Below are 26634 nucleotides of genomic sequence, written 5' to 3'. Positions count from 1 at the left end.
TAATAATTAATAAAATTTAATGTTTTAACGCTTAATTTACATACATATACCACCATCAATAATATGGAATTGTCCTGTTGTAAAAGCAGATGCATCACTAGCAAGGTAAAGTGCAAGATTAGCTACTTCTTCTGCTTCTCCAAATCGTCCCATAGGTTGTCTGGCAACAAACTGTTTTCTTGCATTCTCATAGTCGCCCATATCCTGAAGTCTTTGTTCTAATGAGGGGCTCTGAATAGTTCCAGGGCAAATAGCATTACATCTTATGCCTTGATTGATATAATCTGCAGCAACAGACTTTGTGATACCTAAAACAGCTGCCTTAGACGCAGTGTAAATAAATCTATTAGGAATCCCTTTTGTTGATGATGCAACAGACGCGATGTTAACAATAGAGCCACCACCATTTTTAATCATTATTGGAATTACTTCTTTGATCATGTGGTACATAGCTTTGCCATTTAGATTAAAGGCAAAATCCCATTCATCATCATTAGCCTCTAAAATAGTTCCATTATGAACTACGCCAGCACAATTAAAAAGAATGTCAGGTGCTTTGATTGAACTAACTAATTCTTTTATAGCTTCTTTATTTGTCACATCAAGGATATGAGCCTCATCAACAAAGTCTTGTAATGAAGTTAACGAGGCTTTATTGATATCTGTTGCAATTACGTAAGCTCCGGCTTTAGAAAAAGCTCTAGCTGTACCTTTGCCAATTCCTTGACCTGATGCTGTTAGTAAAGCTGTTTTACCTTTTAAATCAATCATTTTTAACCCTTACATTGTTGCCCCAATTTGCCATGGTACAAATTCTAAGTCTCCTAAGCCTTGAAACTCTGATTTAGATTTTTCGCCTGAAGCTACTTTAACTATTAGATCAAAGATTTCTTGTCCTACGTCTTCTATACTTTTGTTATCAGTAATAACTGTCCCTGCATTAATATCCATGTCTTCAATCATATTATTATACATCTCTGTATTGGTAGCAATTTTTATAGAAGGAGAAGGTTTGCAACCAAAGCATGAACCTCTTCCAGTTGTAAATGTGACTACATTACATCCACTAGCAATTTGTCCAGTAACAGATGCTGGATCATATCCAGGGCTATCCATAAATAGAAAACCTTTTTTTTCAGCTTTTTGAGCATACAAAAGAACATCGTTTAATGGTGTAGTTCCACCTTTAGCTGCAGCTCCTAGGGATTTTTCTAAAATTGTTGTTAAACCACCAGCTTTGTTACCAGGAGAAGGGTTGTTATTTAAGCTTCCTTTATTTCTTGTGACATAATCTTCCCACCACAATATCCTATCTACTAGTTTCTTTCCAACTTCTGGAGAAATGGCTCGTCTTGTTAACATATGCTCAGCGCCATAAATTTCAGGAGTTTCAGCCAAAATAGCGGTGCCCCCATTTTTAACTATTAAATCAGCAGCATGACCAAGAGAGGGGTTTGAAGTTATTCCAGACCAGGCATCTGATCCACCACATTGTAAAGCAACACTCAAATGCTCAACAGATTGATCAGTTCTCTCAATAGAATTGACTTCTGGAAGCATCTCTTCAATACATTGAACACCAGCTTTAATTGTTTTTCTAAGTCCACCCATGTCTTGTAAAGTCATAGTCTTAAAAAAAGGGTTTTCGTGAAGGTCAAATGCATCAAGTAGAAACTTAATTTGATTTGCCTCACATCCTAATCCAATTAATACTATACCTGCCAAATTTGGATGTTGGATATACCCCAATAAAACTCTTTGAAGAGCATCAAAGCCATCTCCTGAATCTGCCATTCCACAACCGGTGCCGTGTGTAAATGAAACAACACCATCAACGTTTGGATATTGAGATAGTTTATCTTTTGTAAATACTTCAGCAATATTTCTAGCAGCTGTTGCTGAGCAATTTACTGAAGTAAGTATTCCTATATAATTTCTTGTGCCAACTTTACCATTAGGTCTTTTATAACCTTTGAATGTAGGTCTCTTTTCTGGTTCAATCATATTAGGTAATTTTATTGATGTAGAATATTCATAATCATGATCTGTAGATTTAAAATCTGTATTATCAACGTGGACATGGTCTCCAACTAATATATCTTTGCTAGCAATGCCAATTAATTGATTGTATTTTATGATTTTTTCACCTTTATTAATTTTTCTAAGAGATATTTTGTGACCTTTAGGGATTTTATTGAGGCTTTTTACATTTTGAGTGGTTTCACCAGCTTCAATGTTTCTTAATGCTGTTGCTACATTATCATTATCATTTAGTTTTACTGTCAGTTTTTCACCACTTGTCATTTTTATAGTCTCCCACCTAATAAAAAATAAAACTTAAATTATCTTTTGATTTTTAGTTTAATTTAGTATGATTATTCTAAATTTCTAAAACATTTAAATTAAATATAATATACATATAATTTTAAAGTAATCTATGCACTTAATTTGTTAATATTATTTATTTTTTTTACTGGGAGCAAGCGCATGTCAGACAAAAATTTTAAACCAAAATATAGAAGCCAACAATGGTTTGATAATCCTTCAAATCCTGGAATGACTGCTTTATATTTAGAAAGGTCCATGAATTTTGGCTTAACTCCTGAAGAACTTAGGTCTGGAAAACCAATTATAGGTATAGCACAAACAGGTTCAGATATTTCGCCATGTAATAGAGTACATATAAAATTAGCAGAAAGAGTAAGAGAAGGTATCAGAACAGCTGGTGGTATTGCCTTTGAATTTCCAGTTCATCCAATTCAAGAAACTCTTAAAAGGCCTACCGCTGCGGTTGATAGAAACCTGGCCTATTTAGGATTAGTTGAAATTCTTCACGGTTATCCTTTAGATGGTGTTGTTTTAATGACGGGGTGTGACAAAACTACCCCAGCTTGTTTGATGGCGGCATCAACTGTAGATCTTCCTGCAATTGTATTAAATGGTGGCCCGATGCTGGATGGCTGGCATAATGGTAAACTTGCAGGTTCAGGGACTGCAGTATGGGATAGTAGAGTAGAGTTAGCGGCTGGTAGAATTGATTATGAACAGTTTATAGATATTGTAACAAGTTCAGCCCCTTCAGATGGTCATTGCAATACAATGGGTACTGCATCAACTATGAACTCTTTAGCTGAAGCATTAGGTATGAGTTTAACAGGTAATGCTAATATTCCTGCGCCATATAGAGAACGTGGACAGATGGCATATAAAACTGGCCTTAGAATTGTAGATATGGTCAAAGACGATTTAACTCCTTCAGCAATAATGACAAGAGAAGCTTTTGAAAATGCTATTGTTGTAAACTCGGCCATTGGTGGTTCTACTAATGCTCAAGTTCATATAACTGCAATTGCAAGACACATAGGTGTTGAGCTGGAAACTGATGCGTGGCAACAAGTTGGTTATGACATTCCTTTAATGGCTAATATTCAACCTGCGGGTGAGTTTTTATGTGAAAGTTATCACAGAGCTGGCGGAACCTCAGCTGTAATGTCTGAACTTCTAGATAATGATAAGATTCATGGAAACGTGATGACTGTAACGGGTAAAAAAATGTCAGAAAATCTGAAAGGTATTAAAATTAAAGACGAAAAAGTTATTACACCATTTAAAAATCCTATGAAACAAAAAGCAGGGTTCATAGTGTTGAAAGGTAATCTCTTTGAATCAGCAATAATGAAGACGTCAGTGATTTCAAAAAGTTTTAAGGATAAATTTCTTTCTAACCCTGGCAAGGAAGGAGTTTTAGAGGGAAAAGTAATAGTCTTTGAAGGTTCAGAAGATTATCACGACAGATTAAATGATAAAAGCTTAGATATGAATGAGAATTCAATTTTAGTAATAAGAGGAGCAGGTCCAGTAGGGTGGCCTGGATCAGCTGAAGTAGTTAATATGCAACCATCAGATGATTTAATTAAAAAAGGTATAACTGAATTACCTTGTATTGGAGATGGAAGACAGTCTGGAACTTCAGGAAGTCCTTCTATATTAAATGCATCACCTGAAAGTGCAACAGGTGGAGGTCTTGCTTGGTTAAGAACAGGGGATACTGTAGTTATTGACTTGAATAAATATACAGCAGATATGCTTGTCAGCCCTGAAGAAATAGAAGTTAGAAAAAAAGTCGGTGTGCCAACATATCCAGCCAGCCAGACACCATGGCAAGAAATTCAAAGAAACTATGTAGGCGAATTAGCTAATGGTGGTGTGCTTGAAAATGCAGTAAAATATCAAAAGGTAAAAAAGGATTTACCTAGAGATAATCATTAATTTAAATTATTTTATTTTTATCAAATATTATGTTAATTCTATTAATTTATGAGAGGTTTTGGGGATGTTAAAAAAAGTTTCTGTTTATTTAATGTGTGTTTTATTTGTGGTAAGCTGTTCTAATTCGTCAAAGGATATTGTTGCTATATACGTTTCTCCAGAACAGTATTCTAATCTTGATTGTGATCAAATTAGGGCTGAGATGCAAAGAGTGGCGGGCAAAGTTAGATCAATTACAGGCCAACTTGATAAAAATTCTGGAAACGACAAAGTAGTTACAGGTGTATCTTTAATATTGTTCTGGCCAGCTGTTTTCTTCTTAGGAGGCACAAAAGAAGAAGAAGCTGAATATGCTAGGTTAAAGGGTGAGTACGATGCTCTGGAACAAGCTTCAATCCTTCGAAAATGCTCAATGTAAGTTAATAAGGATATAATGAAAAATATTTCTGTTATTGGCCTAGGTTCAATGGGCTTTGGAATAGCTCAGTCTTTAATTCGTTCTGGCTACAATGTGTATGGTCAGGATAAAAATACTGTTCAACAAAAAAAACTTATCGAAGAGGGTGGTCTAGACGCTGAGGTACCTTTTGGTGATTTAGACGCCGTTATTATCGTTGTGTTAAACGAAGCTCAAACTAGAGATATTATTTTTGGAGAAGAAGGAATAGCAGATAAACTAAAAAAACATACTCTTGTTATAGTGTGCACAACTGTATCTCCAAACTTTGCAAAAGAAATGGCAACTGCATGTGAAAATAAAGAACTTTTATACTTAGATGCTCCAATCTCAGGAGGATCTATAAAATCATCACAAGGTAAATTATCTTATATGGTTTCTGGAAGTAACAATGCTCTTATTGCTGCTAAGCCAATCTTAGATAGTACTTCTGAGACGGTTTTTGAATTTGGTGAAGTTGTTGGATCTGGCTCTGCAATGAAGGCTGTTAATCAAATGTTAGCTGGAGTTCACATAGCTGCAATGGCTGAAGCTATTACTTTTGGTATTACTCAAGGTATTGAACCTGAAAAATTTTTAGAGGTTATCTCAAAATGTGCTGGAAGTTCATGGATGCTAGAAAATAGAGCTCCTCATATTATAGATGGTGATTATTCTCCAAAGTCCTCTATAAACATTTGGCCAAAGGATTTAGGTATAGTACTAGATATTGCAAAAAACTCTAACTTTTCTGCACCCATTACTTCCGCTGCACTTCAGCAATTCATTGCTGCATCTGGATCAGGATTTGGTCATGAAGATGATGCAGCTGTAGCTAAGATTTATGCTCGAAATGCAGGTATAGAATTACCAAAAAGTAGCTAGTTTTAGACAACTGGAGATATCAATGGCTTGCCCTCAAAATAATTTTTAATGTTGTCAAAAACAAGTTGTCCCATTGCATTTCTCGTTTCAACCGTAGCTGAGGCAACATGAGGTAACAAAACTGTATTTTTTAAATCAATTAGTTCTTTTGGAATATTAGGCTCATTAATGTACACATCTAATCCAGCAGCCAAAATAACATTATTTTTAAGGCTATAGACAAGTTCGTCTTGATCAACCACTGAACCCCTTGCAACATTTATTAATACTCCATTTGATCCAAGGTTTTCAAAAACATTTTTATTAATTAATTTTTCTGTTTCTTTACCACCAGGTGTTATTACACATAGAGTGTCAACCTCTTTAGCTAGTTCAATTAAATTGTCATAAAATTGATATTCAACATTTTTTTTGTTTCTTGAATGATAGGATATTGTGCAATTAAAGGCTTCTGCTCTTTTTGCTATTGCTTTACCAATTCTTCCCATACCAACGATGCCTAATTTTGATCCAGAAAATTTCTTTGTTAATGGAAACTCTCCATTAATCCAGGAATTATTTCTAGCAAATTTGTCGGCCTCAAGAATTTTCCTATAAACACATAACATCAAAGCTATTGCTGTATCTGCCACTTCATCGTTTAATACTTCTGGGGTGTTTGTAACTTTAATTCCTAAACTTTTAGCGTAAACTATATCAATTGCGTCATAACCTACACCGTAACATGCAATGATTTTTAAATTAGTCATACTTTTCATTAATTCTGGGGTGATTTTATAACCACCCATCACAGCAATTGCATCTACTTTTTCTTGTATATCAGATATAAATTTGTCCTCGTCATTTTGTAACCATAATTTATGAGTATTAAAATTTTTATCAGCAAGATTTATAAAATACTGAGGCATTTCTGACATTATAAGTAGATTTTTTTGCATTTTATAAAATTCCTTTATAGTTGTTAATTCAGTTTTGGCATAAATTCTTTAGAAATTATAGCACCTTTATGTTTAATTACTTCACGAGTTATAGAATGGGACTTTAAAATATTATCTTCAATCTGGATATTTTTATTATTGTTCAATAGAGCTAGAAAAGCTCCATTAAATGAGTCACCGGCAGCAGTCGTATCTACAACATCTCCGTGGGGGACCTTAATAGTTTTTATTTCTTCATATTTATCCCTAAAAATAATATTATTTTCATACCTAATTAATACTAAGTTTTTATTATTATTTAGTATTTCAAATATCTCAAGTGGACTTTTTATATTAAATAAATCTTTGGCGTCATCATATGATACAAAATGAATATCTATAGATTTGTTAATTTGTTTAAATAATTTTTTATATTTTTCTTTGTCTGAGTGTAATTGATTTCGAAAGTTTAGGTCAAAAGCAGAAATTATTGCAGTATGCCCAATCTCAATAAGTTGATTTTGTTGAATTTCGTCTAAAATACCAAGAGTTATGCCAGAATAATAAAATGTTTCTGCTTTACTAATATTTTTAATAAGAGTTTTTCCATTCAAACCTGTGAATATTTTTTTTGATGGCGACTGATCTCTCCAATATGAAAAACTTCTTTGGCCACGTTCGTCTATTTCAATTGAATAGAGCCCTGGTGGTGTGCTCCCATCCGTCCTGATATATTTACAATTTAGTTCTTCATTCTTAAATCTTAATATCATCTTCTTTGAAAAATTATCGTTACTTAACGCAGTACAGTAAAACGTATTAGTTTTATGATCAGTCAATCTATTGAAATAGACTGCAGAATTGTAAGTATCGCCGCCAAAGTTGACTTGCATGTTTGAATTTGAAGTTCCTAAGGAAGAAATATCTCCATTAAGTTCAATCATGCACTCACCAACAAAAATAGCTTTTTTATGATTCTTATTCATTTTGATCCCAAGAAATACAATTCTAAGAAATAGTGATTATAATTCTTATTGAAATGTTACAATTTACTCAATATTTTTTTTAAAATATGATATTATTATTATAATTACCTATAAGAAGTAATTGAGGTTTATAAGTGACAATTATAGATATACATAATAATGAATTTTTTAATAAATTTGAGTATAATATTAAAGGTGCAGTTCAGGCTCTTAAAGACGAATTTGGACAACAATTTTCAGTTTCCCAATCTGTTCGTGAGCAACACACCAGCACAACTACTGTACATGCACCTGAATTACCCGATGGTGTTGTTTTTGCTTATAATAAAGAAGATGTTCAAAAGACAGTTAAAATATGCAGTGAGTATGGATGTCCTATTATTCCCTTTGGGGTAGGGTCCTCTCTTGAGGGACATCTAAATGCTAATTTTGGCGGTATTTCAATTGATATGAATAATCTTAATAATATAATCGAAGTTCATCCTGAAGATTCAACAGTAGTAGTTCAACCTGGAGTAACTAGAGAACAATTAAATACATATTTAAGAGATACTGGTTTATTTTTTCCTATTGACCCAGGTGCTAATGCTTCCATAGGAGGAATGGCTTCTACTAGAGCTTCTGGAACAAACGCTGTTCGTTATGGAACAATGAAAGATAATATTATTTCATTAGAAGTTGTGATGCCTGACGGAGAAATAATAAAAACAGCTAGTAGAGCTAGGAAAAGCTCTGCCGGGTACGACTTAACAAGATTAATAGTTGGCTCTGAAGGTACTTTAGGGGTAATAACTGAAATCACTCTCAAGTTGTATGGTATTCCAGAAGAAATTGGTGCAGGTAGATGTACATTTCCAACTGTTAAAGATGCTACTGATGCAGTTATAATGACTATTCAAGCTGGAATCCCTGTTGCTAGAATAGAGTTGTTAGATATTGCTCAAGTAAAAGCTGTAAATAATTACTCAAAATTAAGTTTACCTGAATCTCCTTTGTTGTTACTTGAGTTTCATGGAAGTAAATCATCTGTGCAAGAACAGTCAGAATTATTTAATGAAATATCTAAAGATTTTGGAGGAGATAATTTTGAATGGAATTCAAATGTTGAAGAAAGAAACAGGTTGTGGAAGGCGAGGCATGATGTTTATTATGCTGTAAAAGCTTGTAGGCCAGAAGCTGATTATATAGCAACTGATGTTTGTGTTCCTATTTCAAGATTGTCTGAGTGCATTGCTGAAACAATTGATGATCTAGAAAAAAATAATCTTTTTGGTCCATTAGTAGGTCATGTAGGAGATGGTAACTTTCATGTTCAGCTTATGATTGATCCAAAAATACAGGAAGAAATTGACGTCGCAAATGGTTTTTTAGAAAGATTAGCGCATAGGGCTATTAGTATGGATGGGACATGTACTGGTGAACATGGAGTTGGTCAGGGTAAAAAACAATATTTAATTGATGAGTTAGGTCCTGCGGTTGACTTTATGAAATTGATAAAAGAAGAAATTGATCCCAAGGGGATAATGAACCCCGGTAAAATTTTGTAAAATAAATAATTAATTAAAAAAAGGTTTCTAAATATGGACGGTAGCACTTCAGCGTGGACAGAAAGTGATTATAGCAAAGAAAGCATTAAACTTTGTGTTAATAAAATCAAAGATGAGTTTGGTCAACAATTTTCTAATAGTAAAAGTATCCTCGAACAACATACTCACACAATGACTATTCACGAGTCTGAGCTACCTGATGGTGTTGTTTTTGCCGAAACAAAGGAAGATGTTCAAAAAGTTGTAAAAATTTGTAGTGAATACAAATGTCCAATAATTCCTTTTGGCGTAGGTTCTTCTTTCGAAGGTCATATAAATGCTCCATACGGAGGTATTTCAATTGATATGAATAATATGAATAAAATAATTAATGTTTATCAGGAAGATCTTTTAGTGGTAGTTCAGCCAGGCGTAACGAGGGAACAGTTAAATACACATTTAAGAGATACAGGTCTTTTTTTCCCAATTGATCCAGGTGCTAATGCTTCAATTGGAGGTATGACAGCAACTCGGGCATCTGGAACAAATGCCGTTAGATATGGGACTATGAAAGATAATGTTATTGCGCTTGAAGTGGTCACCCCAGATGGTCAAATCATAAAAACTGCTAATAAAGCAAGAAAAAGCTCAGCTGGATATGATTTAACACGTTTAATGGTTGGTTCTGAGGGTACGTTGGGCATTACCACTGAAATTACTTTGAAACTTTATGGTATACCTGAAGTTATAGCAGGGGGTAGGGTAAGCTTTCCATCTGTCAAAGATGCAACCGATGCTGTTATTATGACAGTTCAAGCAGGAATTCCTGTAGCTAGAATTGAATTTCTTGATACGGCTCAAGTTATAGCTGTAAATAATTATTCTAAAACAAATTTACCAGAAGCTCCTCTATTATTGCTGGAATTTCATGGGAGTGAGGCGTCTGTTAAAGAGCAATCAGAATTATTTGGTGAAATAGCATCAGATTTTGGAGGTAATGATTTTGAATGGACATCTAACAGTGAAGATAGAAATAAGTTGTGGAAAGCTAGGCATGATGCTTATTGGTCTTGTAAAGCCGTAAGACCAGAAGCAGAAATTTATTCAACTGATGTTTGTGTTCCCATTTCTAAATTATCTGATTGTATTACAGAAACAATAGAGGATATGAAAAAGAATCAATTAATAGGTCCTATTGTAAGTCATGCAGGAGATGGAAACTTTCATGTAGCTTTATTGATAGATAAAAAGAGTGATGAAGAGTTAAAAAAACTAGATGATTTTCTTATTAGAATATCTGAAAGAGCTATTAGAATGGATGGAACTTGTACTGGAGAACACGGTGTTGGGCAAGGTAAAAGAAAGTATATGTTAAAAGAGCTTGGTGGTGCTGTAGATATCATGAAAAAGGTTAAAAATGCATTTGATCCTAATAAAATAATGAATCCTGGAAAGTTATTTTTATAATATTGCCATGATTTAATCCTTAGTATAGTAAATCTACAAAACATTAAATTAATTGATCTAAAGGTATAGAGTTTAGCTCTATGTATTTCCATGACTTCTTATATAATTATTAGTTTTTTAATGATGGTAACCCCTGGCCCTGGTGTCCTTTCTCTGGCTGGAGTTGGTGCAGGCTTTGGTTGGAGAGCCGGTATTATGTATCTCATTGGTTTATTCTTGGGTACAAATGGAGTTGCTTTACTAGTTGTTTTAGGTTTTAAACAATTTTTATTTGAAATTGACGGTGTTGAATTAACTTTTCTTGTTTTATCATTGTCTTATTTATCTTTTCTATCTTGGAGGATAGCTACTTCAGATAATAAAACAGGATTTAAAGAAACTTCAAAAGCACCAAAGCTATATGAAGGGATTTTTTTACAATTTGTTAATCCAAAGGCCTATGTTGTTCAAGGTCATTTATTTGTTGTTTTGTCACTGGGGATAAGTTCATATAATACAGAAATTCTTACTAAGTTCTTAATAGTAAATTCTATTTGGATACCAATACATATACTCTGGTTGTGGTTAGGTATAAGTTTAAAAAAATGGTCTCTAGCTTCTAATAAACAAGTTTGGGTAAATAGGGGAATGGGACTTGCTTTGTTTGCAGTAGTTATACTTTCTGCAATTATGGAACTTAACATAGATATATAGAGTGATTAATTTTTATACAATTCTTAAAATTATATGATTTAAGTGATTAATTTTTTATCAAAAAACTCAATTATTATTTATTACTAATAGACCAATATTCATTTTCGGTGAGAAATAGTAATGTGATTGTATTGAATAAAACTCCCCCGTTTGTTTGATGACCTGCTAATAATTACCTCCCTGATTATTAGCTTTTAAATTAAGGTGCAGAGGATCTCCTAAAAATCCTCACCAATCTAATATGTAGCTCTACCACCTGAAATATCAAAAACACCTGCAGTAGTAAAACTATTTTCTTTACTTGCTAAAAATGTAATTAGAGAAGCAATTTCTTCAACTTTTACAAACCTGTTTCTAGGTATTTTGGAAATCATGTAATCAATAAACTCTTGAGAGACTTGATCTAAAATTCTTGTTTTAGCTGTTGCTGGGGTTATACAATTGACTGCAATATCATGATCTGCTGTTTCTTTACCAAGTGACTTGGTTAGAGCAATAACTGCTGCTTTAGATGCTGAATATGCAGATGCGTTTGGGTTTCCTTCTTTACCTGCAATAGATGCAATATTTATTATTCTGCCGTAACCATTGTCGCGCATTGTTTTAACTACATGTTTGTTACAGTAAAAAACACCGTTTACATTAACATTAAATACTTTGGACCATTCTTCAATTGGGTAGTCCCATGTAGAAAATGTAGGACCCGCAATTCCAGCACTACACACTAAAATATCAATTTTTTTCATTAGTTGAATTGTCTTTTTTGTTGCTTCTTCAACCAAATCATTTTCAGTTTGATCTACTTTTAGAAATTGACATTTTAATTCTTTAGATGCTTCCAACCCCATCTTTTCATCAACGTCCCAAATCATCACTTCACAGCCATCTTCAATAAATCTTTTTGCAGTTGCTAAGCCAATACCTTGTGCACCACCAGTAATAACTGCAATTTGTCCATTAAAATTAGCCATAAATCATTCTCCTTGGGTTTTTGTATTTAGTGTGTTTGCTAAAAGTATAATTTAAAATAGATTTTCCTATATTATCTTTTATATTGTTAGTAAAAGCATTGCTAGAAAAAATTAAATCTTTAGAGGGTCAGTGATGGAATTGTTTCATATTATAATTATTGGTGTTATTTCATGTTGTGCAATGGATTTATGGCAAAGGTTTTTGAAGTTTTCATTTGGGATCAATCCTTCAGATTGGGCCGTTGTAGGTAGATGGTTTGTTCTATCAATTTCTAAGGGTAAAATTTATAATCCAGATATAGATAACGAACCAGTAATTAAAAAAGAATTATTAATTGGCTGGCTAGTTCATTATAGTGTTGCCATACTTTATTCTTTTGTTTTTTTTATTTTAATCAAATACGAAATCTTTATAGCATCCTTTTTTGATGGTATAAAATTCGGTTTGTTGAGCGTTGTAATTCCCTGGTTTTTTTTCATGCCAATTCTTGGAAAAGGTTTTCTTGCTATCAAAACACCCTCTCCTTTATTAGCATGTTCTTTAGCAATTTGGAGTCATGCTGTTATAGGAATATCCATAGGTACTTTATTTAAACTTTTTGGGTACTAAAAGTAATTATTAGGTTATGTTTAAATTATGACTGAAAGCAAATTAAGAGAAAAAATGTGTATGTTTGCATCTTCTATGTTTGATAGAGGGCTTACTCATGGGTCTACAGGTAACATTTCAGTTAGATTAAATAATGACGACATTCTTGTTACTCCTTCAGGGTCATCTTTTGGTCGACTTGATCCCAATCAAATTGTAAAAGTAACTAAGGATGGCAAATTAATAGGTAATTCAACCCCAACAAAAGAACTTCCATTACATCAAGCATTTTATGAAACAAGAGGAATGAAATCTGGAGCAGTTGTGCATCTTCATTCAACTCATTCTGTTGCACTTTCTATGTTGCCTGACGTTAATGAAGATAATATTTTACCTACTTTTTCTCCTTATTCGATTATGTTATTGGGCAAAGTCAAACTTTTACCTTTTTTTGTCCCAGGCGATCCAGCGATGGGCGAAGCTATAAAGGGTCTGGCTGGAAAAAGGTCTGCCGTGCTTTTAGCAAATCATGGCCCTGTTGTATCAGGTAAAGACCTAGAATCTTCTGTGAACGCTATTGAAGAATTAGAAGCGACCGCCAAATTAGCCCTTATTCTTAAAGACGCAAAACCAATTGAGTTGAATGAAAATCAAGTTCGTTCAGTCATAAATAAATTTAATATAGATTGGGATTAAAAAATGTATAAATTTTCTGCTAATTTGGGTTTGTTATGGAGTGAATGTTCTCAAATTGAAGCAATTTATAAGGCTAAAGAAAATGGTTTTGATGCTGTAGAGTTTCAGTTTCCGTATCAATATGATGCAGGAGACGTAAAAAAAGCACTTGATGAAGTAAATCTTCCTGTAATGGGTATAAATACTATTAAAGGAAATACTGAAAAAGGGGACAATGGCCTATTAGCAGTGCCATCAAAAATAAAAGAAGCAAGAGAAGCAATAATTCAAGCATTTGAGTATGCAAAAATTATAAAATCAAAAAACATCCATGCTATGGCTGGCGTTTCAGATTTATCGACTAGATCTTTAGTGACATTTATAGATAATTTAAAGTTTGCAAAAGAATTGATTAAAGATACCAATATAGGTTTAGTAATTGAGCCTTTGAACTTGAAAGATAATCCAGGTTATTTTTTAACAAAGATTGAGCAGGCAAAAGAAATTTGTGAACTTGTTGGTTCTGACTCAGTTAAAATTATGTTTGATTTTTATCACATACAAATAAATCAAGGGAACGTAATGGAAAGATTTAGAGAGCATTTACCTTATATTGGTCATGTTCAAATTGCATCAGTACAAGATCGCTCTGAACCAGATAAAGGGGAACTTGATTTTAATTATATAATTCCAGAAATATATAAAATTGGATACAAAAGCATAATTGGAGCAGAATATAAACCCAAGACAACTACTGAAGAAGGTTTGGGTTGGATGAAAAAATTTAATTAGTGAAAGGCTTTGCTTTATGAGAATTGTTAGAAAATATGGCCCAAACAATTTAGAAAATTCATCTCTTTGTTTTGGAACAATGCAGTTTGGAGATGGTGCCAGTGAAAGAGATAGCCATGAAATGTACGAAGCTTGCAGAAATAGTGGAATAAATTTCTTTGATACAGCATATGTTTACACTGGTGGTAAATCTGAAGTAATTCTTGGTAAATTAATAAAAGAAGATAGAGAAAATATTATTTTAGTCACCAAAGCTGGTTCAGTTGGTGGTTCAAGTGGCAAGAATATAAGGTCACAGCTAGAAGAAAGTTTGAAAAGGCTTAAACAAGATTATGTTGATGTTTTTTTCTTACACCATTGGGACGATGAGGTTCCGTTAGAAGAAACTTTTAATACTCTGAGAGAATTAAAAGAAGAGAAAAAATTTTTTCAATTAGGAGTTTCAAATTTCTCTGCGTGGCAAGTTATGAAGGCCAAGTTAGTAGCACAAAAAAACGATTTTCCAAATATAGATATACTTCAACCTATGTATAATCTTGTTAAAAGGCAGGCTGAGGTTGAAATATTGCCAATGGCAAAGTCTGAAAATATAGGAGTTATTAGTTATAGCCCCTTAGGTGGTGGGCTATTAACTGGAAAATATGAGCTGGAAAATAACACATTAAATAAAAATAGCTCTGGTAGGTTGCATGAAAATGCTAAGTATAAATTACGATATAGTCAAAGCTGGATGTTTGAAGCAGCAGGTAAACTTCAAAAACTTGCTCGTAGCATTGATCAAGATCCTATTTCATTAGCCGTTGCGTGGGTTTTATACAATGACGCAATAACATCTCCAATAATAAGTGCTAAAAATTTAAGTCAACTTAAACCATCTCTTAAATCAATAGATATAAAACTAGATTTAGAAACCTATAAAATGATTTCTGATATCAGTCCAACTCCACCTCCTGCAACGGATAGATTAGAAGAAGTTAAGCATTAGTAGTTAGAGGTTTTAATATGGAAACAGCTCTTGAGAAAAAATGGGAAGTATATGCATTAAAGTATGCCGAAAGGTCAGACAGAACTAGAAAAGAAAGTTTTATTTTTGACGATCACTCTGATGAAGCTCATACTATAGACTATTTTATATGGGTTTTAAAATCAGGAAAAAATGTAATTGTTGTTGATACTGGCTATGATTACGATGAAGCAAAAAGAAGAGATAGGCCGATTCAAAGATCTCCATCGGAAGCTCTTAAAGCAATAAATATTGATGCATCAGAGGTTACTGATGTAATAATAACTCATCTTCATTATGATCACGCTGGAGGGTTAATGGAATTTCCCAAAGCAAAATTTCATATGCAAGAAGTTGAAATGGCATACGCTACTGGGCCTTGTATGTGTCATGACACTATTAAAATGCCTTTTACTGGCCAGCATGTCTGTCAAATGGTAAAAAACTTGTATTCAGGAAGAGTTGTTTTTTACAATGGTGTGGGTGGTATTTTGCCAGGTGTTACTGTTCATCTGATCGGAGGGCATTCTAGAGGATTGCAATCAGTGAGAGTTAAAACAGAAAATGGTTATATGTGTTTAGCATCAGATGCCACACATTTTTATGAAAATTTTCTTACAGGTAAACCTTTTCCAATTGTTGTAGATCTAGAAGATATGCTTAATGGTTTTAAATTGATTAAAAACTTAGCTTCTGACATAAATCTAGTTATTCCAGGTCATGATCCTTTATTAAAGGATTTTTTCCCTAAAGAAGGTAGTTCAGGATTTGTATGGCGTTTAGATAAAGGACCAGTTAGTCCAATAAAAATTTAAAATCATTTTCCATAGATTTTCTATATGAAATTGCTGGATCATTTGATGAAAAATCTACGTCTGTCCATTTCATTATTTCATTTTCCTTAACATCATTTTTAAGCTTTATACCATGAGCTAAACCTATTGGAAGAGCTCCTGTAGATAATGATGTTTTAGAGGGTACAAGTTTTCCCCAAACAGTCTCTCCACCTTCGCCATCAAGTATTTCACCTTTTTTAAGGTTTCTTTTAGTTGTAGCAACAACGTCTCCAGTAAATGTTTGTGTCTGTCCAGTAGCTTGATTTAACAAAGCAGCTGAAAATATAGATATATTAAGCTCCATGCCTATGAGATGAAATGGTTTGTACATTGCTGAAAATTGACCTGTATTATCTGTATTCATTCCATACTGTTTAAAACAAGAAGCTGCATAATCATTTGGCGCTTGCAGAACTGCAAAAACTCCCCATCTCAAATCCTTAAATACGGGGCGACCATCTCTCTCTAGTGATGACACAACTTCGACCTGTCCATTTTTTTCTAACAATCCTCCAAAATTTTTTGGTTTTAAAATTTCAGCAAGATCGTCCATTCCACAAGGAGGAAATAACAATCCATTTGTTGGAACCTCTAATTCACATGCATTTGCAATTGCTGCCATTTCTAGGGCAGATTTGGTGCCATCTAAAAATGAATTAAACATTTTAGGGTTCATTCCAGCTTTATGAGCATCTTCATGTGTTAATCCATAATAATCCCAAACTGTACTAGGTGTAGATTTATGATAGATAGGCTGATATCTTGTCCCTTTTCCAGCACTAGTCACATGAAAGCCAGAGGCTCTTGCCCACTCAACTATTTCAGCAGTGAGTGCCGGTTGATCACCATATGCCATAGAATATATAACGCCCGCAGATTTTGCTTCTTTAACTAAGGCAGCACCAGCTAAAACATCTGCTTCAACATTAACCATGACAATATGTTTTCCATGTTGAAAAGCTTGTCTTGCATGTTCAATCCCAGCAGCTGGGAACCCTGTTGATTCAATAACTACGTCTACTTCATCCAACTTTATTGCTTCAACGCCTTGGTCGACAAACTTAGTTTTCTTAATTAAATCATCATTCCAACCTACATTTTTACATGCTTTAATAGCGTTTTCAGGCTTAAGATCAGCAATAACAGAGACTTCTAAGCCATTTGTGCTTGGCACTTGGCTTAAAAACATAGAGCCAAATTTACCAGCACCAATTAAAGCTACTTTTACTGGATTTTTATCATGCATTCTTTTTAATATAGCGTTTTGCAAAAACATACTTTTACCTGTTAATTAGAATAAAGTTTTATTAATTTTTTAATATCATTTTCATTAAATCCAAGTTCATGAAAAATGTACATTTCTAAAGTTTGGTATTTTTCTTTTATTTCATAAATAGCTGAATTTAAATAAGATTTTTGTACTTTTCCTAAGGCTTTTAGCATTACATTTGTAATCTTAAGATCGTCATTTTTTGAAGAAGTTGTCTGTTCGGCTGTAGCTGCTATTGAAGACAACAATTGATTGGAAAGTAAATAGTTTTCATAAATCAATTCGATAGAGCTATTTAATAAATTTTGAATAATATAACTAGCTATACCAGTTCTATCTTTTCCTGCTGAACAATGAAAAATTATAGGATTTGAATTTGAGTTGAGTAGTATGTTGATAAATTCTTTCCAGACATGTTTATGATTATTCAAATATAATTTATAACTTTCTTCCATTACCTTTTCATATGTTAACCTATTATCACCTTGAATATTTTTTTCAGCAACCATTCTATTAAGAGTGTTAGCTGAAATAGGGAGGCTTACATATTTTCTAAATAAATTGTCTGATAAATTATCTGGAGCTTTTTTTATTTCTTTAGGATCTCTAAAATCAATTATAGCATATGGTTTTATGTTTTCTAATTTAACAATATCCTCATTATTTAAAGTGCTTAATTTAGCACATCTAAACAATAAATTTTTTTTCATTTTAGGACCTATTGCAACATCCCTAAAATTTGATACAGAACTAATAGATAACAATTTATGTTTCCTTGTTTGAAGAAATAGTAGTTATTCTGCGGCTGTAACTCTTTGATTAACTAATTCATTCAAACAATTATCATTAAGTTTAGAAATTGGTGTGAAATCTCTATGTGCAATCCATTCCTCTCTTTTAAACTCGCGGATATGATTATTTACATGACATAAAGAGAGGTAAACAATGGTTCTTCCAAAAGGAGAAATATTTGGTGGACTTGCATGAACAAGTAATGAAGAAAACATTAACATGCTTCCTGCTGGACCAGTTGGAGCTACACAACCGCCTCTTTTAGCTAATTCTAATACTTTATCGTTATCTAAAGTCCAAAGAGGATAACTGGTTGTTTTTAAGTCATGTCCTGCATCTATAACTCCAACCTTGTGACTTCCTGGGATAAATAATAATGGACCATTTGCAGCAGTTACATCATCTAAAAAGACAGCTATATTCATTGCTCTTGGTTCAGGCATCCCGTCATCTCTTTTCCAAGTACCATAATCTTGATGCCACTGCCAAACAGCTCCATCAAATGCAGCTTTTGCATTTAACTTAAACTGATGCATATAAATGTCTCCATCTAACACTTGCGATACAGGTTCAATTAATCTGGGATGAGCTCCTAATCTACCAAAGGCTTCATTGTATTTGTGAGCGGCAAATGCTGTTCTGGCGACTCCAGAACTCTCTTTCCAAACTTCTTTTCTATCTTCTAAATATACTTTGTCAGCCTCATCTTTTAATAAGGAAGCTTCATCAGAACTGAACATTTCAGGAAAAAATAAATAGCCATCTTCGTCAAATTTTTTTAATTGTGCATCATTTAAATACATATTTAATCTCCACTAAACTTATCTTTGAATTATAGTAAAAAAACAAAAAAATGTAATTAAATTTATTGATGATTTAATGATTTGAGTGTTAAATATTAAAATCCAATCATATTATATTCTACAGGAGCCCATATTGTCACTGCTTCCACCTCTAGATAAGTTAAAAATTCCAGTTATAGGATCTCCACTTTTTATAATTTCAAATCCAGAGCTTGTAATTGCTCAATGTAAAGCAGGTATTATCGGGTCATTTCCATGCCTGAATGCAAGGGAGGGAGAAGGTGAACCAAATATGCTAGAAATTTGGCTCAAAAAAATTAATGAAGAATTAGATAGATATAATCAAAAAAATCCAGATAGTCCGGCTGCGCCCTATGCTGTTAATCATATAGTACATAAATCCAATGTTAGGTTGGAACAAGATATTGATATCTGTGCTAAGTGGAAAGCTCCTGTATGGATAACATCTCTTGGAGCGCGGCCAGAAGTTAATCAAGTAGCACACCAAGCAAATGGTATTGTTTTGCATGATATAATTAACAATTTCTTTGCTAAAAAAGCTATTGAAAAAGGTGCTGATGGCTTAGTCGCTGTAGCAGCAGGTGCGGGTGGTCATGCAGGAACTTTATCACCTTTTGCTTTAATTCAGGAAATTCGTGAATGGTTTGATGGACCTCTATTGTTATCAGGATCAATAGCTAACGGTGGAGCTGTTTTAGCTGCCCAAGCTATGGGTGCAGATTTGGCTTACATTGGGTCTGCGTTTATTGCAACTGATGAAGCTAACGCTGACCAGAGGTATAAAGAGATGATTACTCAATCTTCGGCAGACGATATAGTATATACTAATCTTTTTACAGGAGTTCACGGAAATTATTTAAAGGGTTCTATAGAAGCACAAGGTCTAGATCCAAATAATCTAGAGGTTAGTGATTCCAGTAAAATGAATTTTAGTTCTGGTGCTTCAAAGCCCAAAAGTTGGAAAGAGATCTGGGGATCAGGTCAGGGTATATCTGCGGTGAAAAGTATTTTGCCGACAAGTGATCTAGTTAAAAGAATTAATGATGAGTATATAGAAGCTAAAAATAAATTAATATAAAGAGAGAAAAATGACAGTTGTTAAATATAGTATATCAGACGATATAGCTTTAATTCAAATTTCTAATCCTCCAGTTAATGCTATTAGCGCAGCTGTAAGGATTGAGTTACTTCAAACTATTGAAACGCTAGCTTTAGAGAAATCTGTTAAAGCAATAGTAATAACTGCACCTGAAAGAACTTTTCTTGCAGGTGCTGATATTAAAGAGTTTGGTAAAGACATTGATGCACCAATTTTGAGTGAAATTTGTGATAAAATAGAAAGTTTAGACAAAGTTGTTGTAGCATCTCTTCACGGCACTCCATTGGGAGGTGGTTTAGAAGTAGCTATGTCTGCTCACTACAGAATTGCAGCACCAAATACTAAAGTTGGGTTACCTGAGGTTTTGTTGGGTATCTTGCCTGGTGCTGGAGGGACACAAAGATTGCCAAGACTTTGTGGTGTTTCAATGGCTTTAGATATGATGTTAACAGGAAAGCATGTTCCTGTAAGAGAAGCTTTTGAAAACGGTATAGTAGACGAAATTGCTCAAGACAATAAAAGTATAGATAATGGAATAGCGTATGCTAAAAAATTAATAAAAGAAGGGGCAAAGATCAGACCTACTTCTAAAATTGATAAGAAAATAAAAAATATAGAAGAGATAAAAAGTGTTATAATTAAGTTTAAGTCTGAGGCATTAAAAAAATATAAAAATCTATTCTCACCTCATGCTATCATAAAATCTGTTGATGAAGGTCTTAGTCTAGACTTTCCTGGAGCAATAAAGAATGAAAGAAGGTTATTCACAGAATGTATTAAAAGCACTCAAAGAGAAGGCTTAATCCATTCATTCTTTTCAGAGAGGGCTATAACAAAAATACCTGAATTAGCAAGTGGTAAGCCAGTAGAACTTAAAAATATTGGTATTATCGGCGGTGGTACAATGGGTACAGGAATTTCCATGGCTGCTATGAATGCAGGTTATAACGTTATTATGATAGAGCAGAATCAAGGTGCAATTGATAAGGCTTTAGAAAAAATAAATTCTACATATGAAAGAAATGTTAAATTAGGAAGAATTACATCAGATCAAAAACAACAAATAATGAAACTTTTTTCTGCTACCATTGATATGAAAGAGCTTAATAATAGAGATTTAATAATTGAAGCTGTTTTTGAGAACATGGAAGTTAAAAAAGAAGTTTTTATTAAATTAAATGAAATTTGTAGTAAAAATTGTATTTTAGCATCAAACACAAGTTATTTAGACGTTAATGAAATTTCAACTGTTGTAGATAATCCATCAAGAGTTATAGGCCTTCATTTCTTTTCGCCTGCAAACATAATGAAATTATTAGAAGTTGTTGTAGCTGATAAAACCTCTGAAGATACTGTTGCTACAGCCTTTATGCTTGCAAAAAAAATGAAGAAAGTTCCTGTTCGTTCTGGAGTATGTGATGGGTTTATAGGTAATAGAATTCTTTCCAAATACCTTGTTGGTACTTATCACATGGTAGAAGATGGAGCTAGTCCATTCCATGTTGATAAAGTGTTAAGAGAATTTGGATGTGCAATGGGTGTTTTTCAAGTGATTGACCTTGCTGGAGGAGACATTGGCTGGGCAACTAGAAAGCGAAAAGCACCTTTTCGACATAAAGATGATAGGTATGTTGAAATAGCTGATAGAGTTTGTGAAAATGGATGGTTTGGACAAAAAACCTCTAAAGGTTATTACCTTTATGGTGAAGGTATTGATTTTTTAACTCCAAATCCTGAAATTGAAGTTATTTGTAGTTCAGAAAGACAAAGATCTGGTATAATTCCAAAGACTTTTTCAGATCAAGAAATATTAGATAGATATATTGCGGCAATGGTGTATGAAGGAACAAAAATTTTACAAGAAAAAATTGCCGTAAGGCCATCAGATATAGACGTAGTCTATACCAATGGTTATGGGTTTCCTAAATGGAGAGGAGGACCTATGAAATATGCAGACATGATTGGTTTGGATAAAATATTATTAAATATTCAGAAATTTTCTGAAGCAGATAGTAGGTTCTGGTCTCCACCACAATTATTAATAGATTTAGTAGATAACAATAAAAATTTTGATAGCCTAAATTAAGGCTATCAAAATAACTATTTAGATTGTTGGATCTGGATTAACTTTAATCACTAATTTTCCAAAGTTTTTACCATTTAATAAACCTATGAACGCATTGGGGGCATTCTCAAGGCCGTCAACAAAATCTTCTTTATACTTGATTTTGCCTTCTTGTATCCATTTTGATAAAGCAATAATCGATTCTTCTCTTTGATCGTAATGGTTAAAGACAATAAAGCCTTTTATCATCATTCTTTGTGTCAACACTTGTCTGAATAAGAGTGGTAATCTATCTTTTCCTTCTGGTAAACTTGTCGCATTGTATAAAGAAATTAGTCCACAAACTGGAATTCTTGCGTAATCATTCAATAGTGGCATTACAGCTTCAAATGTTATTCCTCCAACATTTTCCCAATATATATCTACTCCGTTAGGACATGCTGATTTAAGTTTGTCTTTAAAATCAGGATCTTTATAATTTACACATTCATCAAATCCCAATTCAGATTTAGTGAAATTACATTTTTCTTCTGAACCTGCTACGCCTACAACTCTGCAACCATAAATTTTTCCAATTTGTCCAACTGTAGATCCTACTGCTCCAGAAGCTGCTGAAACAACAATTGTTTCACCTTTTTGAGGCTTAGCAAAATTATGCATGCCAACATAAGCAGTAGTGCCAGGCATACCCAAGACACCAATTGATGTTGATAATGGAGCCATAGTAGGGTCAATTTTTCTTAGTTCTTTTGCATCAACAGTTGGGTTATCTTGCCATCCAGTTCTACCTTCTACAAAATCACCCTCTTTAAAATCATTAGACTTACTTTTAATAACTTGGCTTAAGGCTCCAGCTTCCATAACATCACCAATTTCTACTGCCTTAGCATAGCTTTTAGCGTCATTCATTCTTCCACGCATATAAGGATCTAACGACATATATATTGTTTTTAAAAGAACCTCCCCATCATTTGGTTCCCTGATATCTTCTTTAACTGTTTTAAAGTTTTGTAGAGTGGGTTCCCCATGTGGGCGCTCATTAAGTAAAATCTTTGTATTCATAAAAGTTTCTCCTTTAAGAAAAAATAAATTAATGCTGTCTTTAACATGTTGAAATTATATTCGATACTTTGAATTGTAATATTTGAAAATTAAAGTTGAAAATAAGGATCCTAAACCTAAAAATGTGAAAGATAAAAACCATGCTAGATGACTCGTCTGCCCTCCAAAATTATCCAAAATAAATCCTATAATAGGTCCCCCCAAAGCCCCTCCGAAGAAACCAACCATAGAATGAAGAGCTAACCTTACTCCTCTATCTTCAGGTTTACCGTTCACAACTGCACCAGTTGTTAGTGAACCTGAATCTAGTACTATGAGAGCATTATATATTAACAACATTAAAAGAGCTAACCAAAAACTAAACCAAAATGAGATAGCCGTTAAAATTGAACCTATAAAACATATTAGTCCCATATTACTTACTATTTTAGCTCTATCTTTTCCAATACAGTACTTAGCTCCATAAATAGATGCAAAAATACCAAGAAAACCCATTAAACCGATACAATTAGCTATGAATGCGTCGCTTACTGAATTATTGAAATGATTTGACAAAAATAAGATACAAGGAAAGGTCCAACTTCTAAAGCCAAATAGTTCATAAGTATGCCCTCCATAACCAAGTATGAATGGTAATGCTTTTTTATTTTTAAATGTGCCAAATATTGGAACTATTACTTTAATTATTCCTTGATAAGGTTTTTTATTTATTTCTTCAATCTCTTTTCCAGAAAATAATAATAAAGGAAATGCACATAAGAAAAGAATTACGGATGCGAATAAAAAAGCATGTTCCCAAGATATTTGATAACTCTTTAAAATACCAAAAAGTGAGAATGAGAATGCAACACCTAATCCAAAAAAAGAAGTGTAAACAGCTACGTATTTTTCTCTGGAGATCTTATTAAGTCTAGAGTTAAGAATTTGTAATCCAGGCATATAAGTACCAGCAAGACCAGCTCCTACAAGTGACCAACATATGGATGCATTAAGTGCATTACTTGCAAAAAAAGAAAATAGTAATAACCCAGAGCATCCAAGAAGTGAAGAAAAACAATATAGTTTTCTTGAATCAAAAGTGTCTGTCATACTAACTAAAAATGGTGTTGCTATTACGTACCCAATATAGAAAGATCCACTGATCCATCCCGCTTCACTGTTAGATAAGTTCCATTGCGATTGAAGTTCTACTAAATAGATAGGCCATACCGCAAACCCAGTCATGGAAACCATTTGTACAAAACAACTTAAAACTAAAATTCGTGGCATTTTATTTATTTAAACTATCTTTTTAAAATATTAACTGTTTCATTTAACAAGTTTATTAATTAATGTAGATTATACACTGTTTTATACTTGTCCATTAAATTAAGGGTTAAAAATGACAACTTTAAAAGAAATAATGTCGCCAAAATCAATAGCAATTGTAGGCGCATCTGATGATAAAACTAGAATCGGAGGACGCCCTTTATCCAACATGATTGAAAAAAAATTTTCAGGTGATATTTATCCAATTAACCCTAATAGAGATCACGTGCAAGGAATGAAGGCATATCCTTCTTTACTCGATGTTAAAGATGATCTTGATTTTATTCTAGTGGCAGTACCATCTAAATTAGTTGTTACTGTCTTAGAGCAGGCGGTCATTAAAAAAGCTAAAACTGCATTAATATTTTCCTCTGGATTTTCTGAAATAGGTGGTCAAGGTGAAGTTTTTCAAAACGAAATTAAGAAAATTAGCCAAGATAGTCGTTTAAGGGTAATTGGACCAAATTGTTTAGGGCTTTTCAATTCAGCAAATAACTTTTTTCCTACTTTTACTACCACAGTAAATAGAACAACTCCTATACCAGGAGATATTGCAATTGCTAGCCAATCGGGAGCATATGGCAGTCACATTTATATGGTTGCCCATGAAAGAGGACTTGGTATTAGATATTGGATGACAACTGGTAATGAAGCTGACTTATCAGTTGGCGAAACAATTCAAATGATGGCTGAAGATCCAGAAGTTCATACAATAATGGCTTATGCTGAAAGCGTTAAGGATGGAGAGCAATTTACAAAAGCTTTAGATGCTGCAAGGTCTGAAAAAAAACCTGTTATATTTATGAAAGTTGGAAGATCTGAAGTTGGTGCAGCTGCTGCAAATTCGCATACTGCTTCATTAGCTGGAGAAGACGTTATTTATGATGAAGTTTTGAGAGCTCACGGGGCTTATAGAGTCAAAAGTACTGAAGAAATGCTAGATATTGCTTATGCAACCAGAGCAAAAACTTTTCCAACGGGAAAAAATTTAGGAGTTGTAACAATCTCTGGAGGTGGAGGAGTGTTAATTGCAGATGCTGCGGCTGATGAAGGTTTAACGGTCGGGCCTATGCCTCAAGACACTCAAGATGAGTTGAAGAAGTTAGTTCCTTTTGCTTCTCCAATGAACCCTGTTGATGTTACAGCTCAATTTTTTAATGACTTATCTATTGTTCCAAAATTTACTGACCTGATGTTATCTAGAGGTGGTTACGATGCTTTGATTGGTTTTTGGACTACGGTTCCAGGTTCACCTATTTTATCAAAGCCATTACTTGTATCATTGAAAAAAGCTATGAAAGGTTATGAAGATAAACTTTTTATTAATTGTATGGTTGCCAATGAGGATATTGTAAAAACATATGAAAATGCAGGCTTTCTTTGTATAGAAGACCCAACTAGAGCTGTTGTAGCAATGTCTGCTTTAATGTTCTTTGGAGAACAATTTAAAGATAAGCATGTTGTTAATGATTTTAATAAAAAAGACTTTGTAGTTCAAATTCCAAAGAAAAAGTTAAATGAAGTTGATTGTAGTCAAATTCTCAGAAATTTTGGATTGCCTATTGTTACATCTTCGTTAGTTAGGAATAAAGATGAATTAAAATCTATTTTCAATGAAGATAACAATAAATATGTTATGAAAATTGTTTCTCCAGACATTCAGCATAAAACAGATGTTGGAGGAGTGAAATTAAATATTGGAAATATTGATAATGCAATCAAGTCTTATGAAGAAATTTATTTAAATATAAAAAACAATGCACCTAACGCTGTTGTTGACGGAGTTATGGTTTCTCCAATGGTTAAAGGTGGAATTGAATGTATATTAGGTGCCAAAATTGATCCTGTATTTGGTCCTATAGTTATGTTTGGTCTTGGTGGTATATATGCAGAAGTAATGAAAGATATTGCCTTTGCTGAAGCTCCTATATCTCATAAAAAAGCTGAAAAAATGATATTGTCTCTTCAAGGTAAAGACTTATTTTATGGTGCTAGAGGACAGTCATCGATTGATATAGAAGCTTTAAAAGAGATTATTGTTAACTTATCTAATTTTATAGCTGCAAACTCTAATCAAATTGATCAAGTTGAAATGAATCCGGTTCTTGTAAGTAATAAACAAGTGATAGCTCTTGATGCCTTAATTGTAACTAAATAAATTTAATCCAA

General features: G+C 33.3%; 24 protein-coding genes. 14 read left to right on the top strand and 10 right to left on the bottom strand.

Annotated features, from left to right (window positions below; genetic code table 11):
* Nucleotides 1-36 precede the first annotated feature (36 nt).
* Both ABXT66_RS07065 and ABXT66_RS07060 read right to left on the bottom strand, forming a co-directional pair.
* On the bottom strand, nt 37-771 hold the full coding sequence (locus ABXT66_RS07065; protein WP_443642787.1) for an SDR family oxidoreductase: 735 nt from the start codon (nt 769-771) through the stop codon (nt 37-39).
* 9 nt (nt 772-780) lie between these two features.
* Complete coding sequence (locus tag ABXT66_RS07060; RefSeq protein WP_443642786.1) at nt 781-2304, bottom strand: UxaA family hydrolase; 1524 nt, start codon at nt 2302-2304, stop codon at nt 781-783.
* A 183-nt stretch (nt 2305-2487) separates the two neighbouring features.
* Here ABXT66_RS07060 and ABXT66_RS07055 point away from each other — a divergent pair, with 183 nt between their 5' ends.
* The 3 genes from ABXT66_RS07055 to ltnD all read left to right on the top strand — a co-directional run bounded on the left by ABXT66_RS07055 (nt 2488) and on the right by ltnD (nt 5590).
* Nucleotides 2488-4269 carry an IlvD/Edd family dehydratase gene (locus ABXT66_RS07055; RefSeq protein ID WP_443642785.1) on the top strand — a complete coding sequence of 594 codons (1782 nt, stop codon included), beginning with the start codon at nt 2488-2490 and terminating at the stop codon, nt 4267-4269.
* Nucleotides 4270-4333: 64 nt separating this feature from the next.
* Nucleotides 4334-4687 (top strand): hypothetical protein, encoded by a 354-nt coding sequence (locus ABXT66_RS07050; protein ID WP_443642784.1) that lies wholly within the window; start codon nt 4334-4336, stop codon nt 4685-4687.
* 15 nt (nt 4688-4702) lie between these two features.
* Complete coding sequence (gene ltnD / locus ABXT66_RS07045; RefSeq protein WP_443642783.1) at nt 4703-5590, top strand: L-threonate dehydrogenase; 888 nt, start codon at nt 4703-4705, stop codon at nt 5588-5590.
* 2 nt (nt 5591-5592) lie between these two features.
* On the opposite strand, the gene ABXT66_RS07040 is transcribed toward ltnD, so the two are convergent.
* Nucleotides 5593-6528, bottom strand: coding sequence for a 2-hydroxyacid dehydrogenase (locus ABXT66_RS07040; RefSeq protein WP_443642782.1), 936 nt, complete (start codon nt 6526-6528; stop codon nt 5593-5595).
* Between the two features lie 23 nt (nt 6529-6551).
* Entirely contained in the window at nt 6552-7493 is a 942-nt protein-coding gene (locus ABXT66_RS07035) for a PfkB family carbohydrate kinase (protein WP_443642781.1), read from the bottom strand.
* A 134-nt stretch (nt 7494-7627) separates the two neighbouring features.
* Here ABXT66_RS07035 and ABXT66_RS07030 point away from each other — a divergent pair, with 134 nt between their 5' ends.
* From ABXT66_RS07030 to ABXT66_RS07020, 3 genes are all read left to right on the top strand, one after another.
* Nucleotides 7628-9040, top strand: a complete 1413-nt coding sequence (locus ABXT66_RS07030; protein ID WP_443642780.1) for an FAD-binding oxidoreductase — start codon at nt 7628-7630, stop codon at nt 9038-9040.
* A 33-nt stretch (nt 9041-9073) separates the two neighbouring features.
* Nucleotides 9074-10486, top strand: a complete 1413-nt coding sequence (locus tag ABXT66_RS07025) for an FAD-binding oxidoreductase (RefSeq protein WP_443642779.1) — start codon at nt 9074-9076, stop codon at nt 10484-10486.
* Nucleotides 10487-10576: 90 nt separating this feature from the next.
* The gene (locus tag ABXT66_RS07020) at nt 10577-11179 is read left to right on the top strand and encodes a LysE family translocator (RefSeq protein ID WP_443642778.1); all 603 of its coding nucleotides are present in this window, start codon (nt 10577-10579) and stop codon (nt 11177-11179) included.
* Between the two features lie 236 nt (nt 11180-11415).
* Here the strand turns inward: ABXT66_RS07020 and ABXT66_RS07015 are convergent, their stop codons facing one another.
* On the bottom strand, nt 11416-12150 hold the full coding sequence (locus tag ABXT66_RS07015; protein ID WP_443642777.1) for an SDR family NAD(P)-dependent oxidoreductase: 735 nt from the start codon (nt 12148-12150) through the stop codon (nt 11416-11418).
* Nucleotides 12151-12283: 133 nt separating this feature from the next.
* On the opposite strand from ABXT66_RS07015, the gene ABXT66_RS07010 reads away from it, so the two are divergent.
* The 5 genes from ABXT66_RS07010 to ABXT66_RS06990 are packed head-to-tail and all read left to right on the top strand — an operon-like array spanning nt 12284 to nt 16024.
* Complete coding sequence (locus ABXT66_RS07010; RefSeq protein WP_443642776.1) at nt 12284-12760, top strand: DUF2938 family protein; 477 nt, start codon at nt 12284-12286, stop codon at nt 12758-12760.
* Between the two features lie 27 nt (nt 12761-12787).
* Complete coding sequence (gene otnC / locus ABXT66_RS07005; protein WP_443642775.1) at nt 12788-13435, top strand: 3-oxo-tetronate 4-phosphate decarboxylase; 648 nt, start codon at nt 12788-12790, stop codon at nt 13433-13435.
* Nucleotides 13436-13438: 3 nt separating this feature from the next.
* A complete protein-coding gene (locus tag ABXT66_RS07000) occupies nt 13439-14206 on the top strand; it encodes a hydroxypyruvate isomerase family protein (RefSeq protein ID WP_443642774.1) in 768 nt (255 codons plus the stop codon).
* A 16-nt stretch (nt 14207-14222) separates the two neighbouring features.
* On the top strand, nt 14223-15191 hold the full coding sequence (locus ABXT66_RS06995; protein ID WP_443642773.1) for an aldo/keto reductase: 969 nt from the start codon (nt 14223-14225) through the stop codon (nt 15189-15191).
* Between the two features lie 17 nt (nt 15192-15208).
* Complete coding sequence (locus ABXT66_RS06990) at nt 15209-16024, top strand: N-acyl homoserine lactonase family protein (RefSeq protein ID WP_443642772.1); 816 nt, start codon at nt 15209-15211, stop codon at nt 16022-16024.
* On the opposite strand, the gene ABXT66_RS06985 is transcribed toward ABXT66_RS06990, so the two are convergent.
* The 3 genes from ABXT66_RS06985 to ABXT66_RS06975 are packed head-to-tail and all read right to left on the bottom strand — an operon-like array spanning nt 16005 to nt 18910.
* Complete coding sequence (locus tag ABXT66_RS06985; protein WP_443642771.1) at nt 16005-17321, bottom strand: NAD(P)H-dependent oxidoreductase; 1317 nt, start codon at nt 17319-17321, stop codon at nt 16005-16007. The genes ABXT66_RS06990 and ABXT66_RS06985 overlap by 20 nt on opposite strands.
* Before the next feature lie 11 nt (nt 17322-17332).
* Nucleotides 17333-18079 (bottom strand): tyrosine-protein phosphatase, encoded by a 747-nt coding sequence (locus tag ABXT66_RS06980; protein ID WP_443642770.1) that lies wholly within the window; start codon nt 18077-18079, stop codon nt 17333-17335.
* 30 nt (nt 18080-18109) lie between these two features.
* A complete protein-coding gene (locus ABXT66_RS06975) occupies nt 18110-18910 on the bottom strand; it encodes a phytanoyl-CoA dioxygenase family protein (RefSeq protein ID WP_443642769.1) in 801 nt (266 codons plus the stop codon).
* Between the two features lie 133 nt (nt 18911-19043).
* Between ABXT66_RS06975 and ABXT66_RS06970 the strand changes: the two genes are divergently transcribed.
* Together ABXT66_RS06970 and ABXT66_RS06965 are read left to right on the top strand one after the other, a co-directional pair.
* Nucleotides 19044-20009: an NAD(P)H-dependent flavin oxidoreductase gene (locus ABXT66_RS06970; RefSeq protein ID WP_443642768.1), complete on the top strand. Its 966-nt coding sequence runs from the start codon at nt 19044-19046 to the stop codon at nt 20007-20009.
* Nucleotides 20010-20019: 10 nt separating this feature from the next.
* Nucleotides 20020-22116 (top strand): 3-hydroxyacyl-CoA dehydrogenase NAD-binding domain-containing protein, encoded by a 2097-nt coding sequence (locus ABXT66_RS06965; protein WP_443642767.1) that lies wholly within the window; start codon nt 20020-20022, stop codon nt 22114-22116.
* A gap of 18 nt (nt 22117-22134) precedes the next feature.
* Here the strand turns inward: ABXT66_RS06965 and ABXT66_RS06960 are convergent, their stop codons facing one another.
* Nucleotides 22135-23157 (bottom strand): NADP-dependent oxidoreductase, encoded by a 1023-nt coding sequence (locus ABXT66_RS06960; RefSeq protein WP_443642766.1) that lies wholly within the window; start codon nt 23155-23157, stop codon nt 22135-22137.
* 54 nt (nt 23158-23211) lie between these two features.
* Nucleotides 23212-24426 carry an MFS transporter gene (locus ABXT66_RS06955; RefSeq protein WP_443642765.1) on the bottom strand — a complete coding sequence of 405 codons (1215 nt, stop codon included), beginning with the start codon at nt 24424-24426 and terminating at the stop codon, nt 23212-23214.
* Nucleotides 24427-24538: 112 nt separating this feature from the next.
* Here ABXT66_RS06955 and ABXT66_RS06950 point away from each other — a divergent pair, with 112 nt between their 5' ends.
* Nucleotides 24539-26623 (top strand): acetate--CoA ligase family protein, encoded by a 2085-nt coding sequence (locus tag ABXT66_RS06950; protein ID WP_443642764.1) that lies wholly within the window; start codon nt 24539-24541, stop codon nt 26621-26623.
* Nucleotides 26624-26634: the final 11 nt, after the last annotated feature.

It is taken from the genome of Candidatus Levibacter sp. Uisw_134_01 (assembly GCF_047717795.1).
Lineage (GTDB): Bacteria > Pseudomonadota > Alphaproteobacteria > Puniceispirillales > Marisalimonadaceae > Marisalimonas.
Note: the sequence above shows the minus strand (reverse complement) of the source record. Positions and strands in the feature narration are given on the sequence as shown.

Bases quoted from the DNA above. Each gene is read 5' to 3' on its own strand.
- ABXT66_RS07035 (WP_443642781.1), bottom strand. From the start codon at position 7,493: ATGAATAAGAATCATAAAAAAGCTATTTTTGTTGGTGAGTGCATGATT.
- ABXT66_RS06960 (WP_443642766.1), bottom strand. From the start codon at position 23,157: ATGAATACAAAGATTTTACTTAATGAGCGCCCACATGGGGAACCCACT.
- ABXT66_RS06995 (WP_443642773.1), top strand. From the start codon at position 14,223: ATGAGAATTGTTAGAAAATATGGCCCAAACAATTTAGAAAATTCATCT.
- ABXT66_RS07040 (WP_443642782.1), bottom strand. From the start codon at position 6,528: ATGCAAAAAAATCTACTTATAATGTCAGAAATGCCTCAGTATTTTATA.
- ABXT66_RS07025 (WP_443642779.1), top strand. From the start codon at position 9,074: ATGGACGGTAGCACTTCAGCGTGGACAGAAAGTGATTATAGCAAAGAA.
- ABXT66_RS07055 (WP_443642785.1), top strand. From the start codon at position 2,488: ATGTCAGACAAAAATTTTAAACCAAAATATAGAAGCCAACAATGGTTT.
- ABXT66_RS06975 (WP_443642769.1), bottom strand. From the start codon at position 18,910: ATGTATTTAAATGATGCACAATTAAAAAAATTTGACGAAGATGGCTAT.
- ABXT66_RS07065 (WP_443642787.1), bottom strand. From the start codon at position 771: ATGATTGATTTAAAAGGTAAAACAGCTTTACTAACAGCATCAGGTCAA.
- ABXT66_RS07015 (WP_443642777.1), bottom strand. From the start codon at position 12,150: ATGGCTAATTTTAATGGACAAATTGCAGTTATTACTGGTGGTGCACAA.
- ABXT66_RS07020 (WP_443642778.1), top strand. From the start codon at position 10,577: ATGACTTCTTATATAATTATTAGTTTTTTAATGATGGTAACCCCTGGC.
- ABXT66_RS06965 (WP_443642767.1), top strand. From the start codon at position 20,020: ATGACAGTTGTTAAATATAGTATATCAGACGATATAGCTTTAATTCAA.
- ABXT66_RS07050 (WP_443642784.1), top strand. From the start codon at position 4,334: ATGTTAAAAAAAGTTTCTGTTTATTTAATGTGTGTTTTATTTGTGGTA.
- ABXT66_RS06985 (WP_443642771.1), bottom strand. From the start codon at position 17,321: ATGTTTTTGCAAAACGCTATATTAAAAAGAATGCATGATAAAAATCCA.
- ABXT66_RS06950 (WP_443642764.1), top strand. From the start codon at position 24,539: ATGACAACTTTAAAAGAAATAATGTCGCCAAAATCAATAGCAATTGTA.
- ABXT66_RS06990 (WP_443642772.1), top strand. From the start codon at position 15,209: ATGGAAACAGCTCTTGAGAAAAAATGGGAAGTATATGCATTAAAGTAT.
- ABXT66_RS07010 (WP_443642776.1), top strand. From the start codon at position 12,284: ATGGAATTGTTTCATATTATAATTATTGGTGTTATTTCATGTTGTGCA.
- otnC (WP_443642775.1), top strand. From the start codon at position 12,788: ATGACTGAAAGCAAATTAAGAGAAAAAATGTGTATGTTTGCATCTTCT.
- ABXT66_RS07000 (WP_443642774.1), top strand. From the start codon at position 13,439: ATGTATAAATTTTCTGCTAATTTGGGTTTGTTATGGAGTGAATGTTCT.
- ABXT66_RS06955 (WP_443642765.1), bottom strand. From the start codon at position 24,426: ATGCCACGAATTTTAGTTTTAAGTTGTTTTGTACAAATGGTTTCCATG.
- ABXT66_RS07060 (WP_443642786.1), bottom strand. From the start codon at position 2,304: ATGACAAGTGGTGAAAAACTGACAGTAAAACTAAATGATAATGATAAT.
- ltnD (WP_443642783.1), top strand. From the start codon at position 4,703: ATGAAAAATATTTCTGTTATTGGCCTAGGTTCAATGGGCTTTGGAATA.